The sequence below is a fragment of the Paenibacillus sp. PSB04 genome (assembly GCF_025809195.1).
Taxonomy (GTDB): domain Bacteria; phylum Bacillota; class Bacilli; order Paenibacillales; family Paenibacillaceae; genus Paenibacillus_AQ; species Paenibacillus_AQ favisporus.
Genome location: NZ_CP081301.1, coordinates 1490198 through 1510971 on the forward strand (window position 1 = coordinate 1490198; position 20774 = coordinate 1510971).

Below are 20774 nucleotides of genomic sequence, written 5' to 3' on the forward strand. Positions count from 1 at the left end.
TGGGTACATTAGAAAATTCATGGTTTGACCGGCGGCAGTCGGCTGACAGAAGAGCCAGCTGATAGAAAGGGAGACGTGAAATGGCTAAGAAAGTAAGAGTATCTGAATTGGTCCAGCAATTTCAGCTGGAGGTCATTTCAGGGGAACACGGCCTAAGACGGGCCATCACGACAGACGATTTAAACAGACCGGGTCTGGAAATGGCAGGTTATTTTGAATATCATCCTGAGGAACGGGTGCAGCTGCTGGGACGAACGGAGCTGGCCTTTTTTGCCATGCTTACGGCAGAAGAACGGAAAGAACGGATGGAGCGCCTGTGCAGCAGCGAGGAAACCCCTTGTATTGTTGTCACGAGAGGGTTGGAAGTGCCCGAGGAATTGATCCATTTTAGCCAGGAAAAGAACCTGCCCATCCTGCGGAGCAATATGGCGACGACCATCCTGTCCAGCCGGATTACCGGCTTTCTGGAGAGAAAGCTGGCGCCGACCACTACCATTCATGGCGTACTGTGCGACGTCTATGGGGTAGGCATGCTGATTACTGGCAGCAGCGGCATCGGGAAGAGTGAAACCGCACTGGAATTGGTCAAACGGGGCCACCGGCTGATCGCTGATGATGCGGTGGAAATCCGGCAGACCTCGGACTTTCAGCTGCACGGTTCGGCTCCTGAGCTGATTCGCCATCTGCTGGAGATCCGTGGCGTCGGGATCATCAACGTCATGACCTTGTTCGGAGCCGGAGCAATCCGGAACAACAAACGAATTACGCTTGTCGTCAAGCTTGAGGCCTGGCAGCAGGATAAACAGTACGACCGGCTAGGGCTGGATGAAGAAACGACCAAAATCATCGATACCGACATTCCTCTCGTGACCATTCCGGTACGTCCGGGACGTAACCTTGCGGTCATCATCGAAGTGGCGGCCATGAATTACCGGCTGAAGCAAATGGGTCTGAATGCGGCCCTGCAGTTTACGAATAAGCTCACAGCCACCATTGCAGAAGATATGGATGATATGGACTAGGAGAGTGGATACATGGCTACATTGCTAATTAATCCGATCGCTTTCTCGATTGGATCCCTGTCGGTTCACTGGTACGGTCTGATCCTGGGCTTGGGGGCGCTGGTTGGCCTCCTCCTGGCCATCCGGGAAGGCAGAAGATTCGGCATTATGCCTGAATTTTTCATGGACTTGCTGCTGCTGGGAGTCCCGTCGGCTATTATCGGGGCGCGGATCTATTTCGTGGCCTTCATGTGGGACGATTACAAGAACAACCTGCTGGACATTTTTAAAATATGGAACGGCGGGATCGCCATTTACGGTGCGCTGATCGGAGCGATCATTTGCGCCATCATCTATTTCCGTTACAGAGGGTACAACTTCTGGCGCATTGCCGACATTTGTGCACCCAGCCTGCTTACGGGGCAAATGATCGGTCGCTGGGGTAACTATGTGAACCAGGAAGCGTACGGCGGTCCGGTGAATGAGTTTTTCCTGCGGAACAATCTGCATTTGCCTGCTTTTATCGTAGACCAAATGAACGTCGAGGGCGTTTACCACCATCCGACCTTCCTGTACGAATCGTTATGGAGCTTGGTGGGCATCATCATTTTGTTTATTCTCCGTCGTCAAAAGTTTTTGCGCGCGGCTGAATTGTTCCTTTCTTATTTTATTTGGTACTCGATCGGGCGGTTCTTTATCGAAGGACTGCGGACGGACAGCCTTGCTTTTAAGGGTCCGGAATGGCTGGCATCGATGGTTAACGGTTTGTGGAAACCGATGGAGTGGATGGGATTCGAGCACGGTGCGCTTGACCCGAATTACGGAAATGTCCGCATTTCCCAGCTCCTGGCCATCCTGATTATCGTCGTCGCCATTGTATTGATTATTGTGCGCCGTACAACTGGTCAGGCGAAGGAGCACTATCTGGATCCGATCGTCTCGACGAAAGCGCCGAAAGATACGGTGCCGGAAGCAACCGCGCTGGATCATGATGCTAAAGTAGAACCCGTTGCTACCCCTGAGCACCGCGAGGAGAACGCCGTAGTGGAGGACAAAAAGGAGTAACGACAGCATGATAGATACCGTACTGTTTGATTTGGACGGAACGATTATTGATACGAATGAATTGATTATCAGCTCGTTTATGCATGTACTGGAGAAGCATGTGCCGACTCCCTTGACCCGGGAAGTGATCATTCCAAAAATGGGGATGACGCTGGAGCAGCAGCTCCAGTTTTTCTCGGGGAGCGAGGATGTGACCCATTTTCACCAGGCTTACAGAACGTATAACGACGCTCATCACGACGAGATGGTACAGCCTTTTCCGCATGTGCTGGAGGTAATCAAGGAACTGGACCGGCGCGGCATTACAATGGGGGTTGTGACCACCAAAAACAAGCCGGGCACGTTCCGCGTGCTGGAGATGTTCGGGCTGGACAAGTATATGAAGGCGATTGTAACGGTGATGGACGTCGAGCATCCCAAACCGCATCCGGAGCCGGTGCTGATGGCCATCAGCCAGCTTGGAGCGGATCCGGCAGCAACGCTGATGGTCGGGGACAGCCCGGTGGATATTCAATCCGCCAAGGCGGCAGGCGCCCGGTCTGCAGGGGTCGCTTGGTCGCTGAAAGGCGAGAAGGTGCTCCGCGAGTATAATCCGGATTACATACTGCATGATATGACCGATTTATATTCCTTGGTGGAACAGGAGTAAGGCGATTGTGAGCAGAAACGTGACCCGTTACCCGGTCGAAGGCCCGAACGCGCTGTGGCAAATCTATAGAACGGTCAGCCCTTGGAAAGGGGTTAAAAATTTCATATGTATACAGGCGGCCCGGTACTGCCCGATTCTTCCGCTAAAGAATTGGATCTACCGGCACCTGCTAGGGATGAAGGTGGGAGAGCATGCCGCATTCGGTTTGATGGTCATGGTGGATGTGTTCTTTCCAGAGAACATTACGATCGGGGACAATTCGGTGATCGGGTACAACACGACGATTCTCGCCCACGAATATCTGATTAAGGAATACCGGCTGGGACAAGTCCTGATCGGCAGCAATGTGCTGATCGGAGCGAATACGACCATTTTGCCGGGAGTCACGATTGGAGACGGCGCTGTCATTGCCGCCGGGTCCGTCGTTCACAAGAGCGTGCCGGCGGGTGCCTTTGTCGGCGGAAACCCGCTGCGCGAGCTGAGACGTTCGGATTCGAAAACGGAGGAGGAGGCGCATTCCTCGTCCGTGCCGGCATCGGATGAATAAAGGCAGCGCCGCACATACGAAAACATTCAAAAGCTTGGATTTTGAATGTTTTTTTTGTATCAAGCCGAGGCAAGTGCACGGAAGTGAAACGTATGGCAATTGACGAATCTGCCTTTTCATGTTAATATAGCCATTATTCTTTACTTTGGTAGTATGGTAGCACTTTAACGTGATGAAGAAATATAACTGTTCGAGGTGATGGGACGTGACCAAGCCGAAAGGTTTTGAAAAGCCTTCAGGCGTCCGCGATTATGTGCCTTATGCGGTCTCCAAGCTGCGCCGGATCGAGCGCGACGTGCTTGACTGCATGAGCCGCTGGGGTTACCGGCAAATCATGACGCCGACGATGGAATATTACGATACGGTAGGCGTGGCAAGCTCCACGTCGGACCGCAAGCTGTTTAAATTGTTGAATAACCGGGGTACCACACTGGTGCTTCGTTCGGATATGACGGCTCCGATCGCCCGGGTGGTCTCGTCGCTGCTGAAGGAAGAGCCTCTGCCCATCCGGCTGTCTTACCACGCGAACGTGTTCCGGGCCATTGAGGAAGAAGCCGGACGGGAAGCGGAATTTTTTCAGACCGGTGTCGAGCTCGTCGGTGACGATTCACCCGAAGCGGATGCCGAGGTCGTGGCGCTGGCCATCGAATCTTTGAAGGCGGCAGGAGTGTCCTCTTTTAAAATTGCCATGGGCCACGTCGGGTTTCTCAACGGGTTGTTTGATGAAATCCTCCCGGGATCAACCGAAGCTCAGCAATCACTGAAAGAGGGCCTGCTCAGCCGCGACTTCGTCGGTTTCCGTAAAACGATCAGCGAGCTGGGTGTAACGGATGAACAGCGGAACTGGCTCGAAGGACTTCTCCGTCTGCGCGGAGGCCAGGAAATTTGCGATCAGGCGCTGGAGCTGAGCGGTCATCCGCTCGCAAGAGCATCCATCAGCCATTTGTGCAAAGTATGGGAGGTGCTGGAGGCGTATGGCGTGTCGGAGCACGTGCTTATCGATCTGACGATGATCGGAGACTTTTCCTATTATACAGGAATGACGTTTGAAGGCTACGCCTCCGAGCTTGGCTTCCCGGTCTGCAGCGGCGGACGGTACAACAATCTGCTGAAGCAGTTTGGACGGGACGTTCCGGCGACGGGATTCGCGCTGAAAACGAACCGTATTCTGGATGGCGTCAACGGCGTGCAGGAAGCGGCTGTGCTGCCTGTTCTCGTCCGTTATGACGCAGCTCATCGCAAGGAAGGCCTGGCGGAGGCTGCGAGGCTTCGTGCGCAGGGACAATCGGTTGTTACGCTGTTGATCGACGGAGATCATACCGGCCCGGATGCAGCGCAACCAGGGGCGACCAGCCAAGCTTATGGAGAGGTTTTCACTTTTGGCGGGAGCTTGGGGTAAAGGGAACCTGGGGCAGGATTAGAAAGACATAAACAGTGAATGAGATAGATCAACATTAGAAGCAGGAGGGAGAACGTTGGCAGAAACTTTAAAAGTGGCGATGCCGAAAGGGCGGATCTATAAAAAAGCGTCGGCATTGTTCCGTGAAGCCGGTCTTCCGATCCCGGAAGAGGTCGATGAGTCGCGCAAACTGGTCATTCCGCTGCCGGAGCTGGACATGGAATTCATTCTGGCCAAACCGGTGGATGTGCCGACCTTCGTGGAATACGGCGCCGCGGACATCGGCATCGTCGGCAAGGACGTACTGATGGAAGAAAACCGCGATGTCTACGAGCTGCTGGACTTAGGTATCGCCAGATGCCGGATGTCCGTGATCGGTCTGCCCGACTGGAAGCCGGGCATTCAGCAGCGCGTGGCAACGAAGTACCCGAACGTGGCGTCGCAGTACTTCCGCGAGCAGGGGCAGCAGGTCGAGGTGATCAAGCTGAATGGCTCCATCGAGCTTGCGCCGTTGATCGGGCTTTCCGACCGGATTGTCGATATGGTGGAAACCGGGCAGACGCTGCGGGAAAACGGTTTGGTGGAAATGAACAGCATCTTTGAAATAACGAGCCGTCTGGTGGCCAACCGGGTGAGCTACCGGATGAAGAACGGGCAAATCCAGTCGCTCTGTGACCGGCTTCAGAAAGTGATTTCCGCTTCGGAATAGTTCGGGATAAAGCCAAGCAGAGTGGATGGCGAAGGGATAGCAGAGGGGGAGAATGGGATGAAAATCGTACCGGTTGAGGATTTTGATCTGCGGCGGGAGGTCGAGTACGGCACGCCGGAGCAAAATGCAGCCGCCAAACGGATCGTGCAGGACGTAAAGCAGGAGGGCGATGCAGCGCTGCTCCGGTACACGGAAGAGCTCGACCGCACGAAGCTGACGGCATCGGGCCTGCGCGTGACCGAAGAGGAGCTGAAGGCGGCCTACACAAAGGTTGAGCCATCGTTCGTCGAAGCGATTTCGGCTGCGGCGCGCAACATTCGCGCGTTCCACGAGAGAGAGAAAAGAAACTCCTGGATGGATCTGCAGCCTGACGGCAGCATCTTGGGGCAAATCATCCGTCCGCTGAAGCGGGTCGGCGTCTATGTGCCGGGCGGGAAAGCGGCCTATCCGTCGTCCGTGCTGATGAATGTCATTCCGGCCCAGGTGGCGGGCGTTCCGGAGATTGCCATGGTGACACCGCCGGCGACGGGCAGAAAAGAGGGCATCAACCCGTATATTCTGGTGGCGGCCGCGGAAGCCGGCGTCCATGAAATTTACCGGGTTGGCGGCGCCCAGGCCATCGCGGCACTGGCGTACGGCACGGAGACGATCGCGCCGGTGGATAAGATCTGCGGGCCGGGCAATATTTATGTCGCGCTGGCCAAGCGGGAAGTGTACGGTGCGGTCGACATCGACAGCATCGCCGGGCCGAGCGAAATCGTCGTGCTGGCCGACGAGCAGGCCGACCCCGAATTCGTGGCGGCCGACCTGTTGTCCCAGGCCGAGCATGACGAGATGGCGTCCGCGATTCTGGTGACACCTTCGCGGCAGCTGGCGGACGCGGTCGCTGCCGAGGTGAAGCGGCAGCTGGAGAGCCTGCCCCGCCGGGATATCGCGGCGGCTTCGGTGGAGGGCTACGGAGCCATCATCGTGGTGGAGTCGCTGAAGGAAGGCATATCGGTCGTCAACCGGCTGGCGCCGGAGCACCTGGAGCTGATGGTCCAGGATCCGATGGCGATTGTCGGGCTGATCGAGAATGCCGGGGCAATTTTTCTCGGAGCATACAGCTCCGAGCCGGTAGGGGACTATTTTGCCGGGCCCAACCACATCATTCCGACAAACGGCACGGCCCGGTTTTCTTCGCCGGTCGATGTCGATGATTTTATTAAAAAGTCCAGCATGATCTACTACAGCAAGGAAGCGCTCCTGAAAAACGGCGAAGCGATTATGGAACTGGCGCGCGGCGAGGGGCTGGAAGCGCATGCCCGGGCCATTGAAGTCCGGCTGAAACGCGAAATCGAAGGGAGAGACTAGAACATGACTAATCAAAGCAGCGAACGCCGTGCAAGCATCAGCCGCAAAACGAACGAGACCGACATTCAGCTGACGTTTGGCGTAGATGGCACCGGGGTATCCGAACTGGAAACGGATGTGCCTTTTCTGAACCATATGCTGGACCTGTTTACGAAGCACGGCCAGTTTGATTTGAAAGTGAAGGCCAAAGGCGATATCGAAATTGACGACCACCATACGGTGGAGGACATCGGCATCTGCCTCGGCCATACATTAAGGGAAGCCCTCGGCGATAAAAAGGGCATCAAGCGCTACGCGAACGTGTTCATTCCGATGGACGAGGCGCTCGCGCAGGTCGTGATCGACGTGAGCAACCGACCGCATTTCGAGTACCGGGCGGAGTATCCTTCCAGCCAAGTCGGAAGCTTCTCCACCGAAATGGTGCATGAGTTTCTGTGGAAGCTGGCGCTGGAGGCACGCATCACGCTGCATGTCATCGTTCATTATGGCCAGAACACGCACCACATGATCGAAGCGGTGTTCAAGGCGCTGGGGCGCGCACTGGATGAGGCGACCAGCATCGATCCGCGGGTTACGGGGGTTCCATCAACGAAGGGAGTGCTGTAACCGTGACGATCGCCATTGTGGATTACGGCATGGGCAACCTGCACAGCGTCAGCAAGGCCGTCGAACGTCTCGGCACCGAGGCGCTTGTGACGGGCGACCGCGAAGCCATTCTTGGGGCTGACGGCGTCATCCTGCCCGGCGTTGGCGCGTTTGGCGACGCGATGGAGCACCTGCGCGAAACCGGGCTTGACCGGGTAGTTCAAGAGGCCGCTGAGGGCGGCAAGCCGCTGCTCGGCATCTGCCTCGGCATGCAGCTGCTGTTTGGCAGCAGCGAGGAGCATGGCCATCACGAAGGGCTCAACATCTTGCCGGGTCGGGTGGTTCGCTTCCCTGACGGGGAGCTGAAGGTGCCGCACATGGGCTGGAACCGGCTGGACTTTGTGCAAAAGGAAAGTCCGCTCTTCAGCGGCCTTACGGAGGGCCATGTATACTTCGTCCACTCGTACCATGTGCTGCCGGACGAACCCGCCGATTTGCTGGCGGTAACGGATTACGGCCGTCCGGTGACCGCGATCGTGGGCCGGGGGTCGGTGTATGGCATGCAGTTTCATCCGGAGAAAAGCGGTGAGCTGGGCGTGCAGCTGCTGCGCAGCTTTTTGCGGCTGACGGGAGCGAAGGTCTAACGCCTTCTTGACCGGCGTGGAATAACAGGAAAGCGGGGAGAACGATGTCTTCATTTATCATTTATCCGGCCATCGATATTCGCGGAGGCAAGTGCGTACGGCTGGTTCAAGGGGATTACAATCAGGAAACGGTATATAACGACAGCCCGCTCGAGGCGGCCAAGGCTTGGGAAGCACAGGGCGGTGCGTATATTCATTTGGTGGATCTGGACGGCGCCAAGGCAGGACGCCCGGTGAACGACGAGGTCATTGGAGCCATTGCCAAAGGCGTTCAAGTCCCCGTTCAAGTCGGGGGCGGACTGCGCACCCTGGATGACGTGAAGCGCCTGCTTGGCCTTGGCGTGAGCCGGGTCATTATCGGCACGGCGGCGATCGAGGACCGCGCCTTTACTGAGGCGGTGCTCGGCACTTACGGAGACCGCGTGGCAATCGGAATCGATGCGCGGAACGGTTATGTGGCGACCCGCGGCTGGCTGGAGACATCGGAGGTTAAGGCAGAGGAACTGGCTAAAGAGCTGGCGGCCAAAGGAGCGGAAACATTCATCTTCACCGATATCTCCCGCGACGGCATGATGCAGGGGCCGAACATCGAGGCCATCGTGTCACTGGCCAAAGCCAGCGGACGCACCGTGATCGCTTCGGGCGGCGTGACGGTCACCGAGGACCTGCTGAACCTCAGCGGACACCGCGGCGACGGCGTGGGCGGAGCTATCGTCGGAAAGGCGTTGTACACGGGCAGCATTCAGCTTGCGGATGCGCTGCGGCGGATCGCTGAACAAGCATAAGTGTGAGGATAGAGAGAGCGGAAGCTCTCTTTTGCAGATATAAAGGGATAAACGGTAGTCAGACTACCATGTGAGCACGAAAAGAGAGGGAGCGAGGCCCATGCTGGCAAAACGAATCATTCCCTGCCTGGACGTTAAGGACGGCCGTGTGGTGAAGGGTGTTAATTTTGAAAATTTGCGGGACGCGGGCGATCCGGTGGAACTCGCGGCGCTGTACGACAAGGAAGGCGCGGATGAGCTGGTATTCCTGGACATTTCGGCGTCGGTGGAAGGACGCGCCACCATGGTGGAGGTCGTGCGGCAAACCGCAGGGGAAATCGCGATTCCGTTCACGGTAGGCGGCGGCATTTCCCATGTCGATGACATGAAGCGGATTCTGCGCGCAGGCGCGGACAAAATCGGCATCAACACGGCGGCCGTCCTGAATCCCCAGCTCGTATCGGAAGGGGCGCGCCGGTTCGGCTCACAGTGTATCGTCGTGGCTGTAGACGCCAAGTATAACGAGGCTTGGGGTGAGTGGGAGGTCTACACGCACGGCGGACGGAAAGCCACTGGCATCCGGGCGCTGAACTGGGTGAAGGAAGCGGAAGCCCTCGGAGCGGGAGAGATTTTGCTGACGAGCATGGACGCTGACGGCACGAAGGACGGCTTTGACCTTCCTCTCACCGCGGCGGTCGCGGACGCTGTCCGGATTCCGGTGATCGCTTCAGGCGGCGCGGGGACGAAGGAGCATTTTGCCGAAGTCTTCACGCAGGGGAAGGCGGATGCGGGCTTGGCAGCTACCATTTTTCACTATAAGGAAATATCGATACCGGAATTAAAGCAGGACTTAAAGCAAAAAGGGGTTGAAATCCGATGAGCAGCAACATACAGCAATTCTCCCTGGAGCAGGTGCAGGGGCAAATCCGTTATGACGAGGCCGGCCTCGTACCCGCTATTATTCAGGACGCCACGACGCGTAATGTGCTGATGATGGCTTATATGAACGAAGAATCGCTCAAGCGGTCGATCGAAACCGGGGAGACCTGGTTCTGGAGCCGCTCGCGGCAGGAGCTGTGGAACAAGGGAGCGACATCGGGCAACACTCAGCGCATTGTGTCCGCCAGCTATGACTGCGACGGGGATACGCTGCTGTTCCTTGTCCATCCGAAGGGTCCGGCATGCCATACCGGCGAGGAAACGTGCTTTTACCGCGGCATTGCCGTTCCGGGACAGGAGCAATCGGCCGAAGGGGTCGGTGCGGCGGGCGAAGGAAGACACCGCTTTGCGGTGCTGGAGGAGCTCGAGCAGGTGATCGCGGAACGCGAGAAGGAGCGTCCGGAAGGCGCGTATACGACCTATCTTTTTGACAAAGGCGTCGATAAAATTCTGAAAAAGGTCGGCGAGGAAACCGCCGAGACGATCATCGCAGCCAAAAACAAGGACAACGACGAGCTGCGCCTTGAGGTCAGCGATCTGATCTATCACCTTCTGGTGCTGCTGCAGGAACGCAAGCTGCCCCTGGATGATATCATGGCCGAGCTGGACCGCCGCCACGAGCGTCCCCGCCGGGATTAGGGAGAAACCGCTATGTACATCGATTACCATACCCACCATGTCCGGTGCGGCCACGCCGTAGGCGAGCTCGAGGAATATGTGCGCCGCGCGGTTGACATCGGGCTGGGACAGATCGGTTTGTCCGACCATATGCCGCTGCTTCATGTGGACCCGGCTTCGTATTACCCGGAGATGGCGATGCCGATGGAGGAGCTTCCGCGATATGTGGAGGAGTGCTTGTCGTTGAAGGAGCGCTACCGCGGCCAAATCGACATTCGGGTCGGCCTGGAGGGCGACTATATCGAGGGCTATGAGGCGGAAATTGAGAAGATCGTAAACGCATACCCTTGGGATTACATTATTGGCTCGGTACACTTTTTGGGCGAATGGGACATTACGGACCACCGTCAGGTGCAAGGCTGGGAAGGCAAGGATGTCCTGAAGGTATACGAAACGTATTATGATGCGGTGAAAAAGGCGGCTGCCACCGGCTTTTACGACATTATGGGCCATCTGGACGTGATCAAGCGGTTCGGATACCATCCAGGCCCTGAGGCGACAAGGGAAGTAGAAGCGCTGGAAAACGCCGCCCTTGCCGCTGTCGCGGCCAGCGGGGTAGCAATGGAGCTGAATGCGTCGGGATTGTCCAAGCCCTGCGCGGAAATGTTCCCGTCCCGGCGCATGCTGGAGGAGGCATACCGGTTGGGCATTCCGCTCACGGTGGGCTCAGACGCTCATGATCCGCTCAAGCTGGGCGAGAATTTGGAAGCCGCCCGGAATATGCTCTGGGAGGTTGGTTTCCGTGAACTCGTTGTTTTCGAAGGGCGGAAGCGCAGCCGGATTCCGTTGGAAGTATAAGCAGGCTTGTAAGTGTACGGTTTGCTGCAGGCTCAGGGCCGTCTGAAGTGGCGCCGATGATAAGGACGGAAACATTTTTTCCGCCGGACTCATCGGCGCGATTTCATTCCGGGAGCGAACCGATGTATAATCTAAGTATAGAAGACGGGTTATCAGGAGGGTCGTATGCAACATAAGCTGCGTATTTTTTCCGGATCATCGAATCCTGTTCTAGCTGAAAAAATTTGCGACATGCTGGGTGCGGAGCTGGGCAGCGTTAAGCTTTCCCGTTTCAAGAGCGGGGAAATCTATGTGAACTATGAGGAAAGCATCCGCAACTGCGACGTCTTCCTCGTGCAGTCCCTGTCTCACCCTATTAATGAACTGTTCGTCGAGCTGCTGGTCATGATTGACGCGGCCAAGCGGGCTTCGGCCCGTACGGTGAACATTATCGTTCCTTACTACGGGTATGCCCGCCAGGAACGCAAGTCTGCACCGCGTGAACCGATTACGGCCAAAATGGTGGCGGACGTGCTGACGACGGCCGGGGCGAACCGGGTCATTACTGTTGATTTGCATGCACCTGCTATTCAGGGCTTTTTTAATATTCCCGTCGACCATCTCACGGCGCTGGACCTCATCAGCGCTCACTTGAAATCGCTTCAAATCGACCGGCCGGTCATCGTGTCGCCGGACGCCGGAAGGGCGTCCACCGCGGAGAAGCTGGCGAATCACCTCGATTCTCCGTTCGCGATCATGATCAAGAAGAGACCTGCGCATAATGAGTCCGTCATTACGCATGTCATCGGCGATGTGAAGGGACGGACGCCGATCATCATCGAGGACTTGATCGATACGGGATCGACGATCGTCAATGTGGTCGAGGGCCTGAAGGAGCGCGGGGCGTTCGAGGCGATTGTATGCGCCACGCACGGCCTGTTCTCGGGCGACGCGCTGCAGCGGCTCGATCATCCCCATATCCGGGAGATCGTGGTGACGGATTCGATCGCCATCCCGGAAGCGCGGCCGGAGAAGCTGCACATCTTGACGATTGCGCCGATGCTGGCGCGGGCCACACGGATTATTATCGAGGGCGGGTCGATCGCCACTTTATTCAAGGACGCCGGGGTATAAGCTGCCCCGGGGTCTTTTTGCGCTTACGCGGGGGGATGAACGCGGTCTGTCTTCAATGAATTTACGTCGACGTACACTTTTCTTTAGATATAAGAAAGGATTAGCTTTGAAGAAACGGGCCTCCTTATATCGCAAGAGAAATTTCCGCTAAACGCGGTCTGGCTTCCTTGAATAAACCTCGATTGTAGATTTCTCTTTAGATATAAGAAAGTTTAAGCTTCAAAGATGCTGGCCCCCTTATATCGCAAGAAAAACTACCGCTAAACGTGGTCTGTCATCTTAGAAAGTGCACCGGTGTACATTTTTCTTTAGATATAAGAAAGTTTAAGCTTCAAAGATGCTGCCCCCTTATATCGCAAGAAAAACTACCGCTAAACGTGGCCTGGCTCCTGAGAATTACGTCGATGGGTGTTTTTTCTTATAGTAGATTATGGCTTAGATGCCCCTTGCATCTTATGGTATACTGTTCTGGATAGATTGAACTTAAAGTTCGGCGTATGTACTCTCTGATTCCAGAGGGGCGAAGCGGTGGCTTCAGTTCGTTCTATCCAGCAATCAAGGAGGTGCCTTGCTTAGGAATGAACGATTATCATCTGCGGGCGGAGGACCTACACCAAAAAGTAATACCCATTCAAATGGATGCCAATTTCTTTTTTGAACGAGCGGTTCGGTCTCTGGATCGGCACCGATACGATAAGGCATTAAAATATTTTCGCAAAGCTGTTGAATATGAACCGGAAAATCCGGTGAATCATTGCAATATGGCGGGTATATTATCAGAGATGGGCGATTATGAAGGATCAAACGCCGTTCTTGCGCACATTTTGGAGCATGTGGATGCGACCATGACAGAGTGTTATTTCTATATGGCCAACAATTACGCCAACATGGAGAACTTTGAGGAAGCGGAACGCGCACTGGTCACGTATTTGGAGGAGGACCCGGCCGGGCAATTTTTGGACGAAGCGGAAGAAATGATGGAGCTGCTTCAGTATGAGCTGAAGCGGCCGACCAAGCTGAGCCGGATCAAGAGCCGCGGGGGCATCGTGGAGCACGAGCGCGCGCGGTCCCTGATGGAAGAAGGGAAGTTTGCCCAGGCGGCCGAGCTGCTGGAAGGCATCGTGAAGGAAGACCCCGACTTTCTTGCGGCGCGCAACAACCTGTCCCTTGCTTATTATTACATGGGCTTGTTCCGTAGAGCCAAGGAGACCATCGGCGAAGTACTGTCCCTGGAGCCGGGAAATTTGCACGGACTGTGCAACCTGGCGGTTTTTTACCAGCATGAAGGGGATACTGAAGCTTTAGATGGCATGATGAGGGTGCTGGAGGTTACGGTTCCTTTTCATCAGGAACATGTATTCAAGCTTGCGACGACGATGGGGATTCTGGGCCGGCATGAAGCGGCCTACGGTCATTTCCGCCGGCTGTTGAAGGATGACGAGCTCAACGATGATCCGAGCCTCTACCATTACACAGCAGTCGCCGCTTATAATAGCGGCAGAAGCAAGGAGGCGGCCCGTTACTGGAGCACAGCCATGAAGCTGGACCCGGAATCGGGAATTCCCCGGTTTTATCTGGACCAGCTGAAGGAGGGCTTTGGCGGAAGCGTCAAGCTTAGCTATCAATATCATCTGCCCTTTGAAGAGCAGCTGAAGCGGTGGGAGAAGGACGGGGAAGGCATGTCCGAGGAGATCAAGAACAACCCGCTGATCCGGTCTTCCTTCTCCTGGGCGCTCCGGTACGGAGATTCCGGTACCAAGCTGCAGGTCATCCGGGCCTTGGCCTGGATTGCTGATGACGAAGTCAAGGAGACGCTGATGACCTTCCTCGAAGACCCGGACGTGCTGAGCGAGCTCAAAGCTGAAGCGCGCCGGGTGCTTCGGGAGCTCGGGGTTGAGAGCTCCGAACTTCCTGGCACGGCCGTCGGGGCAGCGGCATACCGTGAAGTGGCTGCGGGTCTGCCCAAGTGGACCGGGACGCTGCAGTCCGTCGTCGACAAGGCTCTGAAGAGCATGGAGACGGTGGCCGACCGCGCACAGAAAAACCATGTGCAGCAATTATGGCACCAGTTTATCAATAAGCTGTATCCCGAGACACCTCTCATCAGGCAGGTGGAGGGCTGGTCGGCGGCTCTGGAATACTTGACGGCCAAGAAGCACGGACGCGCCCTGACTTACCAGGAGGTGGCCCAGCGCTATGGCGTTTCGGTCTCCACGGTGAGCCGCAACGTCAAGCGGATCGACAGCGTATGTTCACTGGATGAAGAAAGCGATGATATTTTCCGGCCATTTACGGAGAATATCTAAATAGACCCATTCATTTCCGTTCGAAAAGGAGGCAATTCTCATGTACAAATCCATCGTTATCGGAACAGGACCTGCCGGCCTGACGGCCGCGATTTATCTGGCACGCGCCAACATGAAGCCGCTGGTTATCGAAGGCATGCAGCCCGGCGGACAGCTGACCACCACGACTGAGGTAGAGAACTTTCCGGGGTTCCCGGAGGGCATTATGGGCCCTGAGCTCATGGACAACATGCGCAAGCAGGCGGAACGTTTCGGCGCCGAGTTTAAAACCGGCTGGGTCAACAAAGTCGACTTCTCCAAACGTCCGTTCAAGCTATCCGTGGAAGGCATGGGAGAGATTGAGGCGGAATCCGTAATTATTTCCACAGGCGCCTCGGCCAAATACCTGGGCATTCCGGGCGAGCAGGAAAACGTCGGACGCGGAGTCAGCACTTGTGCGACCTGCGACGGATTTTTCTTCCGCGGCAAAAAGATCGTCGTGATCGGCGGCGGGGACTCCGCGATGGAGGAAGCCAGCTTCCTGACCCGTTTCGGTTCCAGCGTTACACTGGTTCACCGGAGAGAAGAGTTGAGAGCGTCCAAAATTATGCAGGACCGCGCCCGCGAGAACGAAAAGATCATTTGGTCGCTTAACCGTACGCCGCTTGAAATCGTGGCCGGTGAGCACGGCGTGAAGGGACTGAAGGTCCGCAACAATGAAACGAACGAAGAAGAGCTGATCGAAGCAGACGGCGTCTTCGTGGCGATCGGCCATACGCCGAACACCAAGTTCCTCGACGGTCAGATTACGACCGACGAAATCGGCTACATTCAGGTGAAGCCGGGAACGACCGAAACGAACATTCCAGGCGTATTCGCCTGCGGCGATGTGCAGGACGTGCGTTACCGCCAAGCGATTTCCGCTGCCGGTACCGGATGCATGGCCGCCATGGACTGCGAGAAGTTCCTGGAAGGCAGCATGGTGCATGACTGGAGCGAAACGCTGTAAAGCGGATCAATACGAACATAGAAAAGGAGCCGGGGACGGCTCCTTTTTACATAAGAATGGGGGAACGTGCCGCTACCTGATCCTGCCGAGAAAAGGTGCCCGCTGTATGCGTGCTAATTTCTGTGAATGATCTGCAGGCAGGCGCTCGCCGGGCTCCACATTTATTCGACCAGGATGGAAACCGCGCTGTATGCGAGAAGCAGGCCCATCGCGACGTTAAACGGGGTCTGGTATGCTGACAGCCATCGCTGAAATATGGAGCCGAACATGCTCCAACAGAAGGTGCTTATCACGCTCAAGAGTGCCAGAAACAAAGAGAAGCCGATCAAGGCCAGATGGGAAGAATGGTACGGGAGAATAAAGGTGGATACGGCCGTTATGGCGTACAAAATGCCTTTGGGATTGATAAACTGCAGCAGCACCGCCGTCAGAAAGCGGTTGTTTTTGTCCTCCCTGCTGCTCGCGGCCTTCTTGTGGTGGAACATGATTTTAACGGCGAGATACAGCATGTAGGCCGCTCCAAGAATCGTCATCCACCACCGGATGCCGGGAATGAGATTTTTGAGCAGCAGATTGCAGTAACTGCACAGCAGTGCAACGACAAAAAAGCCGGCGCCAACGCCCAGACAAAATCGGATCGTTCGTCGAAAACCGTACCGGTGAGCAAACAGCATCGCCATAAAGTTGTTGGGGCCTGGGGTAAAGGTGCTTACTACAATATAGACCAGAAACGAAAATACAGGCATCTTAGGTCTCCTCCATTTGTATGTTATAATGTCTGAAAATTACGCTATAACGCATTTATACTTCATATTGTACATTGTGATCGTTATATTGTACATAATCGATTGGAAGAGGTGTGCCCATGGAAGAAATCAATCTGATCATCGCGCGAAATTTGAAGAGCATCCGTGACAATAAAAAGCTCAGTCTGGAAAAAGTAGCCGAGCTCACCGGGGTCAGCAAGACGATGATCGGCCAAATCGAGAGGGGCGAATCGAGCCCGACAATCACAACCATTTGGAAAATCGCCAACGGTCTCAAAATTTCGTTCACGTCGCTGATTAACCAACCCCAGCCTGACACCAAAGTGATTCAGAAAAGTGAGGTCCAGCAGCTATCTGAAGACAACGGCAAATACCGGGTCTATCCTTATTTCCCGTTTGATGAAGAGCGGCGTTTCGAGATGTATGCGGTCGAGATCGATAAAGGGGGATTTCTCGCTTCGGAATCGCATGGTGAGGGAACGGAGGAGTACATTACGGTGTACGAGGGGGAATTGACCATCCGCGTGAACAACAGTGAGCATACCATCGGGAGCGGTGACTCGATCCGGTTCAAGGCCGACCGGCCGCATACGTACCATAATTCCGGCGGCTCGCTGACGAGATTAAGCATGGTCATCTATTATCCGGCTTGAAGCTGGAGGAAGGTGACGCCAGCGCAAATCACTCGGTTCCGAAAAGAAGAACTCAAGCTTACACCTACGGCAAAAAGACCGGCTGCATGAGCCGGTCCCCGTTCGCCTTTTTATAAATAATGAGGCCTTTCAGTCCTTCCTAGAGCCAACCCTTCTGTTCGGCGATCCCGATCGCTTCGATCCGGTTCTTGGCCGACAATTTGTTCAGCGTTTCGGAAATGTAGTTCCGAACGGTGCCGTGCGACAGGTGCAGGGTTGCCGCAATTTCGTTCGCTGTCCTGCCTTCCGCAATCAGCCGTAAAATGTCGCGCTCCCGCGCGGTGAGCGGGTTTTCCTGGCGGAACGAGCCAAAGACGAGCTCGGGTGAGACCTCGCGGTGGCCGGCCATGACCCGCCGGATGGCTTCGGCCAGCTTCTCGCTCGGCTCATCCTTCAGCAAATATCCGCAGGCGCCTGCTTTCACGGCCCGTTCAAAATATCCCGGCCGGGCAAACGTCGTTAATATGATGATTTTACAAGCCGCCATCTGCGCCTTGAGCCTCTCGGCGACCTCAAGCCCGGTAATAACGGGCATTTCAATGTCCAATAGGCAGACGTCCGGCTGTAATGACAGGATCTGGTCCAAGGCTTCCTGGCCATCGCCGGCTTGGCCCACCACTTCCATATCCTCCTCCATATCGAGCAGCGAAGCGAGAGCGCCTCGCAGCAGACGCTGGTCTTCAGCGATCAGAATACGGATCATGCCGTAACACTCTCCTTCCCTTTAATAATAATCGGTACGGTAATGATGAGCTCGGTCCCGCCGGAAGAGGCCAGCTTCAGCGTTCCGTCGATCAGCGCCAGCCGCTCGGACATGCCTTTCAGCCCATTGCCCTGGCTTGTAGACAGCCCGCTGTCCTCCAGACCGACGCCGTTGTCCCGAATGACCATCCGGACGTCGGAAGTTCCCTTCCGAATAGTAATGGCGCATGCCGTGGCCCGGCTGTGCTTGATGATATTGGTCACTGCTTCCTTCAGGCACATGCTGAGGATGTTTTGCGTCAGATCGGGAATTCCGGTCAGTCGCGTATCCCCCTCGGATTCCAAGGTGATGTCAGCGCTGTGCAAAATCGAGCGCACTTCTTCGATCTCTTCCGCCACCGTCAAGGTCCTCATATCGGAAACCAGCTCACGCACCTGTCTTAAGGCCGCCCGGGAGGTCTCTTCCATTTCACGAGCTTCCAGCCGTGCCTTCTCCGGATCCTTGTCCGTCAGCCGCTGGACCAGCTGGCTTTTTAAGGTGAGCAAGGACAGCGTATGTCCCAGCGTATCATGAAGGTCACGCGCAATACGCAGCCGCTCTTCCTTTTTGACCAAAATTTCAATCTGCTCCCGGGCTTCGTTCAGCTGCAGCTCCAGCTGCTTTCGCAGATTCATGGAACGCATGCCGAAGGGGGTCATCAACATAATCATAATAAAGGGAACGATCGTTAAGTAATCCGATACGGTCAGATGACGAATGTTTCCCAGGATCGGTAGCAGGATGGACGCCACGAAGGCAGCGAAGGCGATCCTGAATTTCCGATCATCCTGATAATTGCCGATAAAGTTGGCGGTAAAAAAGCCCATAAACGAATAAAAAGGGAGGTAGAGCAAAGACAGCGTCACAATAATAATCATCTGAACGGCAAGCCAGAAGGCCGTTAACCTTTCGGAGAAAAAGAGCTGACGATACGACACGATAAAGATCGCAATCATGGCGTAGCCAAGCACCATTTTGATGCCGCGCTCATAGGCCATATTAAACAGCGGAATGACCATATACACGAGCCATACATAGGGGGAAAACCCGAGTGCTCTTGGGAAAATTTCTGTTTTTCGACGTGCCAATGGCATTACACCGCTTCCTGTTTCTTTCGTATATAGGTGGATAATACCATAAACAAGATGAGATATCCCAGCAAAATCAATACCGGCTGCCAGCTGGGGGAATGACCCGCGGCAATATCCCAGGCTCCGCTTCCGAAGTTATAGGAAGGAAGCCACTTGCCGATGCTCTGCAGGATGGCCGGGAAGCTGTCGATCGGAAACCACATGCCGCCCACGATCGCCAGAATCATATACACCATGTTGCTGACACCGCTGGCAGTGTCGACCCTTTTCATCGTCCCGACCAGGGTGCCCAGGGCCAGGAAGGGGATGGAGGCGAGCCATATCCACAGGCCGCTGCCGACCCACTGGCCGGCTGACAAATGGACGCCGTTCATAAGAAAGCCTGCAGCAAAAATAACAACAATGGAGAACATATGCATAACCATCTGGCCAAACATTTTTCCAAAGAAATAAATGCTGGAGGGCAGCGGGGTAATCCGCATAAAGACCGACCACCCGTGCATGCGCTCCTGGACCATGCGGATGCCCAGCGTCATGATCGCTGAACCCATCACGCTGAAGGAAGTCATCGACATCAGGTAACGTGCCTGCCATTCGGAGGCGCCTTCAATGCCGGCATTCACGAGGCGGGTAAAAATGAAATAGAACACGATTGGCATCAGCAAAGACCAAAAGACGTAGTACGGATTGCGGATAATCCGCAGCATTTCGGCCCGGCACTGCATGAATAACATGTGCATTAGGAAACAGCCCCCTGTGTGTCGTCATTATGAATCATGATTTCAAAAGCGTCATCAAGCCGGCCCTGCTGGGTCCGGATATCGTGGACCGGAAGTTGGTATCGGAAAATCGCGGCCAGCACCGTATCGGTATTGTCCGCCGTGACGGTCCAGCGTCCTTCCTGACAGGTGCAGTCATGGACACCGGGAACCGGGAGCAGGCGCTCGCGGATGTGCTGTTCGGTATCGGCACTCATCAGAGCATGGCCTTCGAGCGACCTTGTATCGGTCGTGAAGGTCACGGAGCGGCTCGTCAGCTGGGCCGTGATCGCCTGCGGCGTGCCGTCGGCGGCAATTTTGCCGCGATTGAACAGGATCACGCGGTCCGCGGCGTCCTCGGCCTCCTGCAGGTAGTGCGTGGAGAAGAGGATGGTCTTGCCCCGGTCCGAGAGCGCTCGGACCTGTTCCCAAAAGGAGCGGCGCGCGGGTGTATCCAGGCCGACGGTCGGCTCGTCGAAGAACAGCAGATCGGGATTGCCCGCCAGCGCCAGCGCGAACCCGAGCCTCCGTTTCTGGCCGCCGGACAGCTTCTCCGCCCGTTTGCCCAGGTCCTCCTCGGTGAACCCGGCCAGGGCAGCCAGCTCCTCCAGCCTCATCGGCCGGGGGTAATAGCTGCGGATCAAGGCCAGCACCTCGCGCACCTTCAGGCCGTCGATCACGCTGACATCCTGGAGCATCGCCCCGATGCGCTGCTTGACCTGCGGCTGCTTCGGGGTTTGCCCGAACAGCCGGACAGAGCCGCTTGTCGGCTCGAGAAGCCCCAGCATCATCGAGATCGTCGTCGTTTTCCCGGCTCCGTTGGGCCCCAGGACGGCCACGATGGATCCTTTATCAATCGTGAATGAAACGTCATCGACCGCGGCTTTGCTTCCAAAACGTTTCGTGACATGCTGCAGTTCGGCAATATGTTCCATTTTGTCATTTCCTCCTATTGATCAGGTGAATCCGTATTTGATTGATCTATCGTTATCATAGACGAGGGGGCATCCCTTCGTTAGTGGACTCTGTCATGGAATGGAGGTGACAATTGTCATGTTTTTTGGCAGGGTTTTCATATAGGGGATAGGTCCGTCAAGCCTTCTGACAGAAGCGCTGGACCCACTTTCGGGTAAGGCCCGCTTCTCTTGACCGGAGAGAGGGCTTCAATTATAGTTGGTACAGTAGG

Annotated in this window: 22 protein-coding genes; 17 read left to right on the forward strand and 5 right to left on the reverse strand. The window is 55.6% G+C overall.

The features are described from left to right. Positions 1-80: 80 nt before the first annotated feature. The 16 genes from hprK (at position 81) to trxB (ending at position 15538) form a co-directional block, all read left to right on the forward strand. Positions 81-1022 (forward strand): HPr(Ser) kinase/phosphatase, encoded by a 942-nt coding sequence (gene hprK / locus K2F33_RS07250; protein WP_076173197.1) that lies wholly within the window; start codon positions 81-83, stop codon positions 1020-1022. A 12-nt stretch (positions 1023-1034) separates the two neighbouring features. Continuing rightward, positions 1035-2066, forward strand: a complete 1032-nt coding sequence (gene lgt / locus K2F33_RS07255) for a prolipoprotein diacylglyceryl transferase (RefSeq protein WP_089549417.1) — start codon at positions 1035-1037, stop codon at positions 2064-2066. A 7-nt stretch (positions 2067-2073) separates the two neighbouring features. Beyond that, entirely contained in the window at positions 2074-2715 is a 642-nt protein-coding gene (ppaX, locus tag K2F33_RS07260) for a pyrophosphatase PpaX (protein ID WP_076173195.1), read from the forward strand. A 7-nt stretch (positions 2716-2722) separates the two neighbouring features. Next, positions 2723-3262, forward strand: coding sequence for an acyltransferase (locus K2F33_RS07265; RefSeq protein ID WP_116233113.1), 540 nt, complete (start codon positions 2723-2725; stop codon positions 3260-3262). Positions 3263-3467: 205 nt separating this feature from the next. After that, positions 3468-4661, forward strand: a complete 1194-nt coding sequence (locus K2F33_RS07270) for an ATP phosphoribosyltransferase regulatory subunit (RefSeq protein WP_263881317.1) — start codon at positions 3468-3470, stop codon at positions 4659-4661. Between the two features lie 76 nt (positions 4662-4737). Next, positions 4738-5370, forward strand: coding sequence for an ATP phosphoribosyltransferase (gene hisG / locus K2F33_RS07275; RefSeq protein WP_076173192.1), 633 nt, complete (start codon positions 4738-4740; stop codon positions 5368-5370). Between the two features lie 57 nt (positions 5371-5427). Then, positions 5428-6723 (forward strand): histidinol dehydrogenase, encoded by a 1296-nt coding sequence (hisD, locus tag K2F33_RS07280; protein ID WP_263881318.1) that lies wholly within the window; start codon positions 5428-5430, stop codon positions 6721-6723. A gap of 3 nt (positions 6724-6726) precedes the next feature. Next, complete coding sequence (hisB, locus tag K2F33_RS07285) at positions 6727-7329, forward strand: imidazoleglycerol-phosphate dehydratase HisB (RefSeq protein WP_076173190.1); 603 nt, start codon at positions 6727-6729, stop codon at positions 7327-7329. 2 nt (positions 7330-7331) lie between these two features. After that, a complete protein-coding gene (gene hisH, locus K2F33_RS07290) occupies positions 7332-7952 on the forward strand; it encodes an imidazole glycerol phosphate synthase subunit HisH (protein ID WP_076173189.1) in 621 nt (206 codons plus the stop codon). 44 nt (positions 7953-7996) lie between these two features. Further along, on the forward strand, positions 7997-8737 hold the full coding sequence (gene hisA / locus K2F33_RS07295) for a 1-(5-phosphoribosyl)-5-[(5-phosphoribosylamino)methylideneamino]imidazole-4-carboxamide isomerase (RefSeq protein ID WP_076173188.1): 741 nt from the start codon (positions 7997-7999) through the stop codon (positions 8735-8737). Between the two features lie 100 nt (positions 8738-8837). Continuing rightward, complete coding sequence (gene hisF / locus K2F33_RS07300; protein ID WP_116233108.1) at positions 8838-9596, forward strand: imidazole glycerol phosphate synthase subunit HisF; 759 nt, start codon at positions 8838-8840, stop codon at positions 9594-9596. Beyond that, complete coding sequence (gene hisIE, locus K2F33_RS07305; RefSeq protein WP_212984817.1) at positions 9593-10294, forward strand: bifunctional phosphoribosyl-AMP cyclohydrolase/phosphoribosyl-ATP diphosphatase HisIE; 702 nt, start codon at positions 9593-9595, stop codon at positions 10292-10294. The genes hisF and hisIE overlap by 4 nt, the downstream gene beginning before the upstream one ends. Positions 10295-10306: 12 nt before the next feature. Continuing rightward, on the forward strand, positions 10307-11131 hold the full coding sequence (gene hisJ, locus K2F33_RS07310; RefSeq protein WP_263881319.1) for a histidinol-phosphatase HisJ: 825 nt from the start codon (positions 10307-10309) through the stop codon (positions 11129-11131). Between the two features lie 165 nt (positions 11132-11296). After that, complete coding sequence (locus K2F33_RS07315; RefSeq protein WP_263881320.1) at positions 11297-12244, forward strand: ribose-phosphate diphosphokinase; 948 nt, start codon at positions 11297-11299, stop codon at positions 12242-12244. A gap of 578 nt (positions 12245-12822) precedes the next feature. Continuing rightward, positions 12823-14550, forward strand: a complete 1728-nt coding sequence (locus K2F33_RS07320) for a tetratricopeptide repeat protein (protein ID WP_263881321.1) — start codon at positions 12823-12825, stop codon at positions 14548-14550. Between the two features lie 40 nt (positions 14551-14590). Continuing rightward, a complete protein-coding gene (gene trxB, locus K2F33_RS07325; RefSeq protein WP_076173182.1) occupies positions 14591-15538 on the forward strand; it encodes a thioredoxin-disulfide reductase in 948 nt (315 codons plus the stop codon). A 161-nt stretch (positions 15539-15699) separates the two neighbouring features. Here trxB and K2F33_RS07330 read toward each other — a convergent pair whose 3' ends face one another. Beyond that, positions 15700-16284 carry a LysE family transporter gene (locus K2F33_RS07330; RefSeq protein ID WP_263881322.1) on the reverse strand — a complete coding sequence of 195 codons (585 nt, stop codon included), beginning with the start codon at positions 16282-16284 and terminating at the stop codon, positions 15700-15702. 119 nt (positions 16285-16403) lie between these two features. Here K2F33_RS07330 and K2F33_RS07335 point away from each other — a divergent pair, with 119 nt between their 5' ends. Next, a complete protein-coding gene (locus K2F33_RS07335; RefSeq protein WP_076173180.1) occupies positions 16404-16958 on the forward strand; it encodes a helix-turn-helix domain-containing protein in 555 nt (184 codons plus the stop codon). Between the two features lie 139 nt (positions 16959-17097). Here K2F33_RS07335 and K2F33_RS07340 read toward each other — a convergent pair whose 3' ends face one another. Genes K2F33_RS07340 through K2F33_RS07355 form a run of 4 tightly spaced genes read right to left on the reverse strand, consistent with a single transcriptional unit; the run spans position 17098 to position 20523 of the window. Then, entirely contained in the window at positions 17098-17700 is a 603-nt protein-coding gene (locus tag K2F33_RS07340; RefSeq protein ID WP_076173179.1) for a response regulator transcription factor, read from the reverse strand. Beyond that, positions 17697-18833 (reverse strand): sensor histidine kinase, encoded by a 1137-nt coding sequence (locus tag K2F33_RS07345; protein ID WP_263881323.1) that lies wholly within the window; start codon positions 18831-18833, stop codon positions 17697-17699. The genes K2F33_RS07340 and K2F33_RS07345 overlap by 4 nt, the downstream gene beginning before the upstream one ends. Further along, the gene (locus K2F33_RS07350) at positions 18833-19570 is read right to left on the reverse strand and encodes an ABC transporter permease (RefSeq protein ID WP_263881324.1); all 738 of its coding nucleotides are present in this window, start codon (positions 19568-19570) and stop codon (positions 18833-18835) included. The genes K2F33_RS07345 and K2F33_RS07350 overlap by 1 nt, the downstream gene beginning before the upstream one ends. Then, a complete protein-coding gene (locus tag K2F33_RS07355) occupies positions 19570-20523 on the reverse strand; it encodes an ABC transporter ATP-binding protein (RefSeq protein ID WP_212984823.1) in 954 nt (317 codons plus the stop codon). Before K2F33_RS07355 ends, K2F33_RS07350 begins: the two co-directional genes overlap by 1 nt. Positions 20524-20774 lie beyond the last annotated feature (251 nt).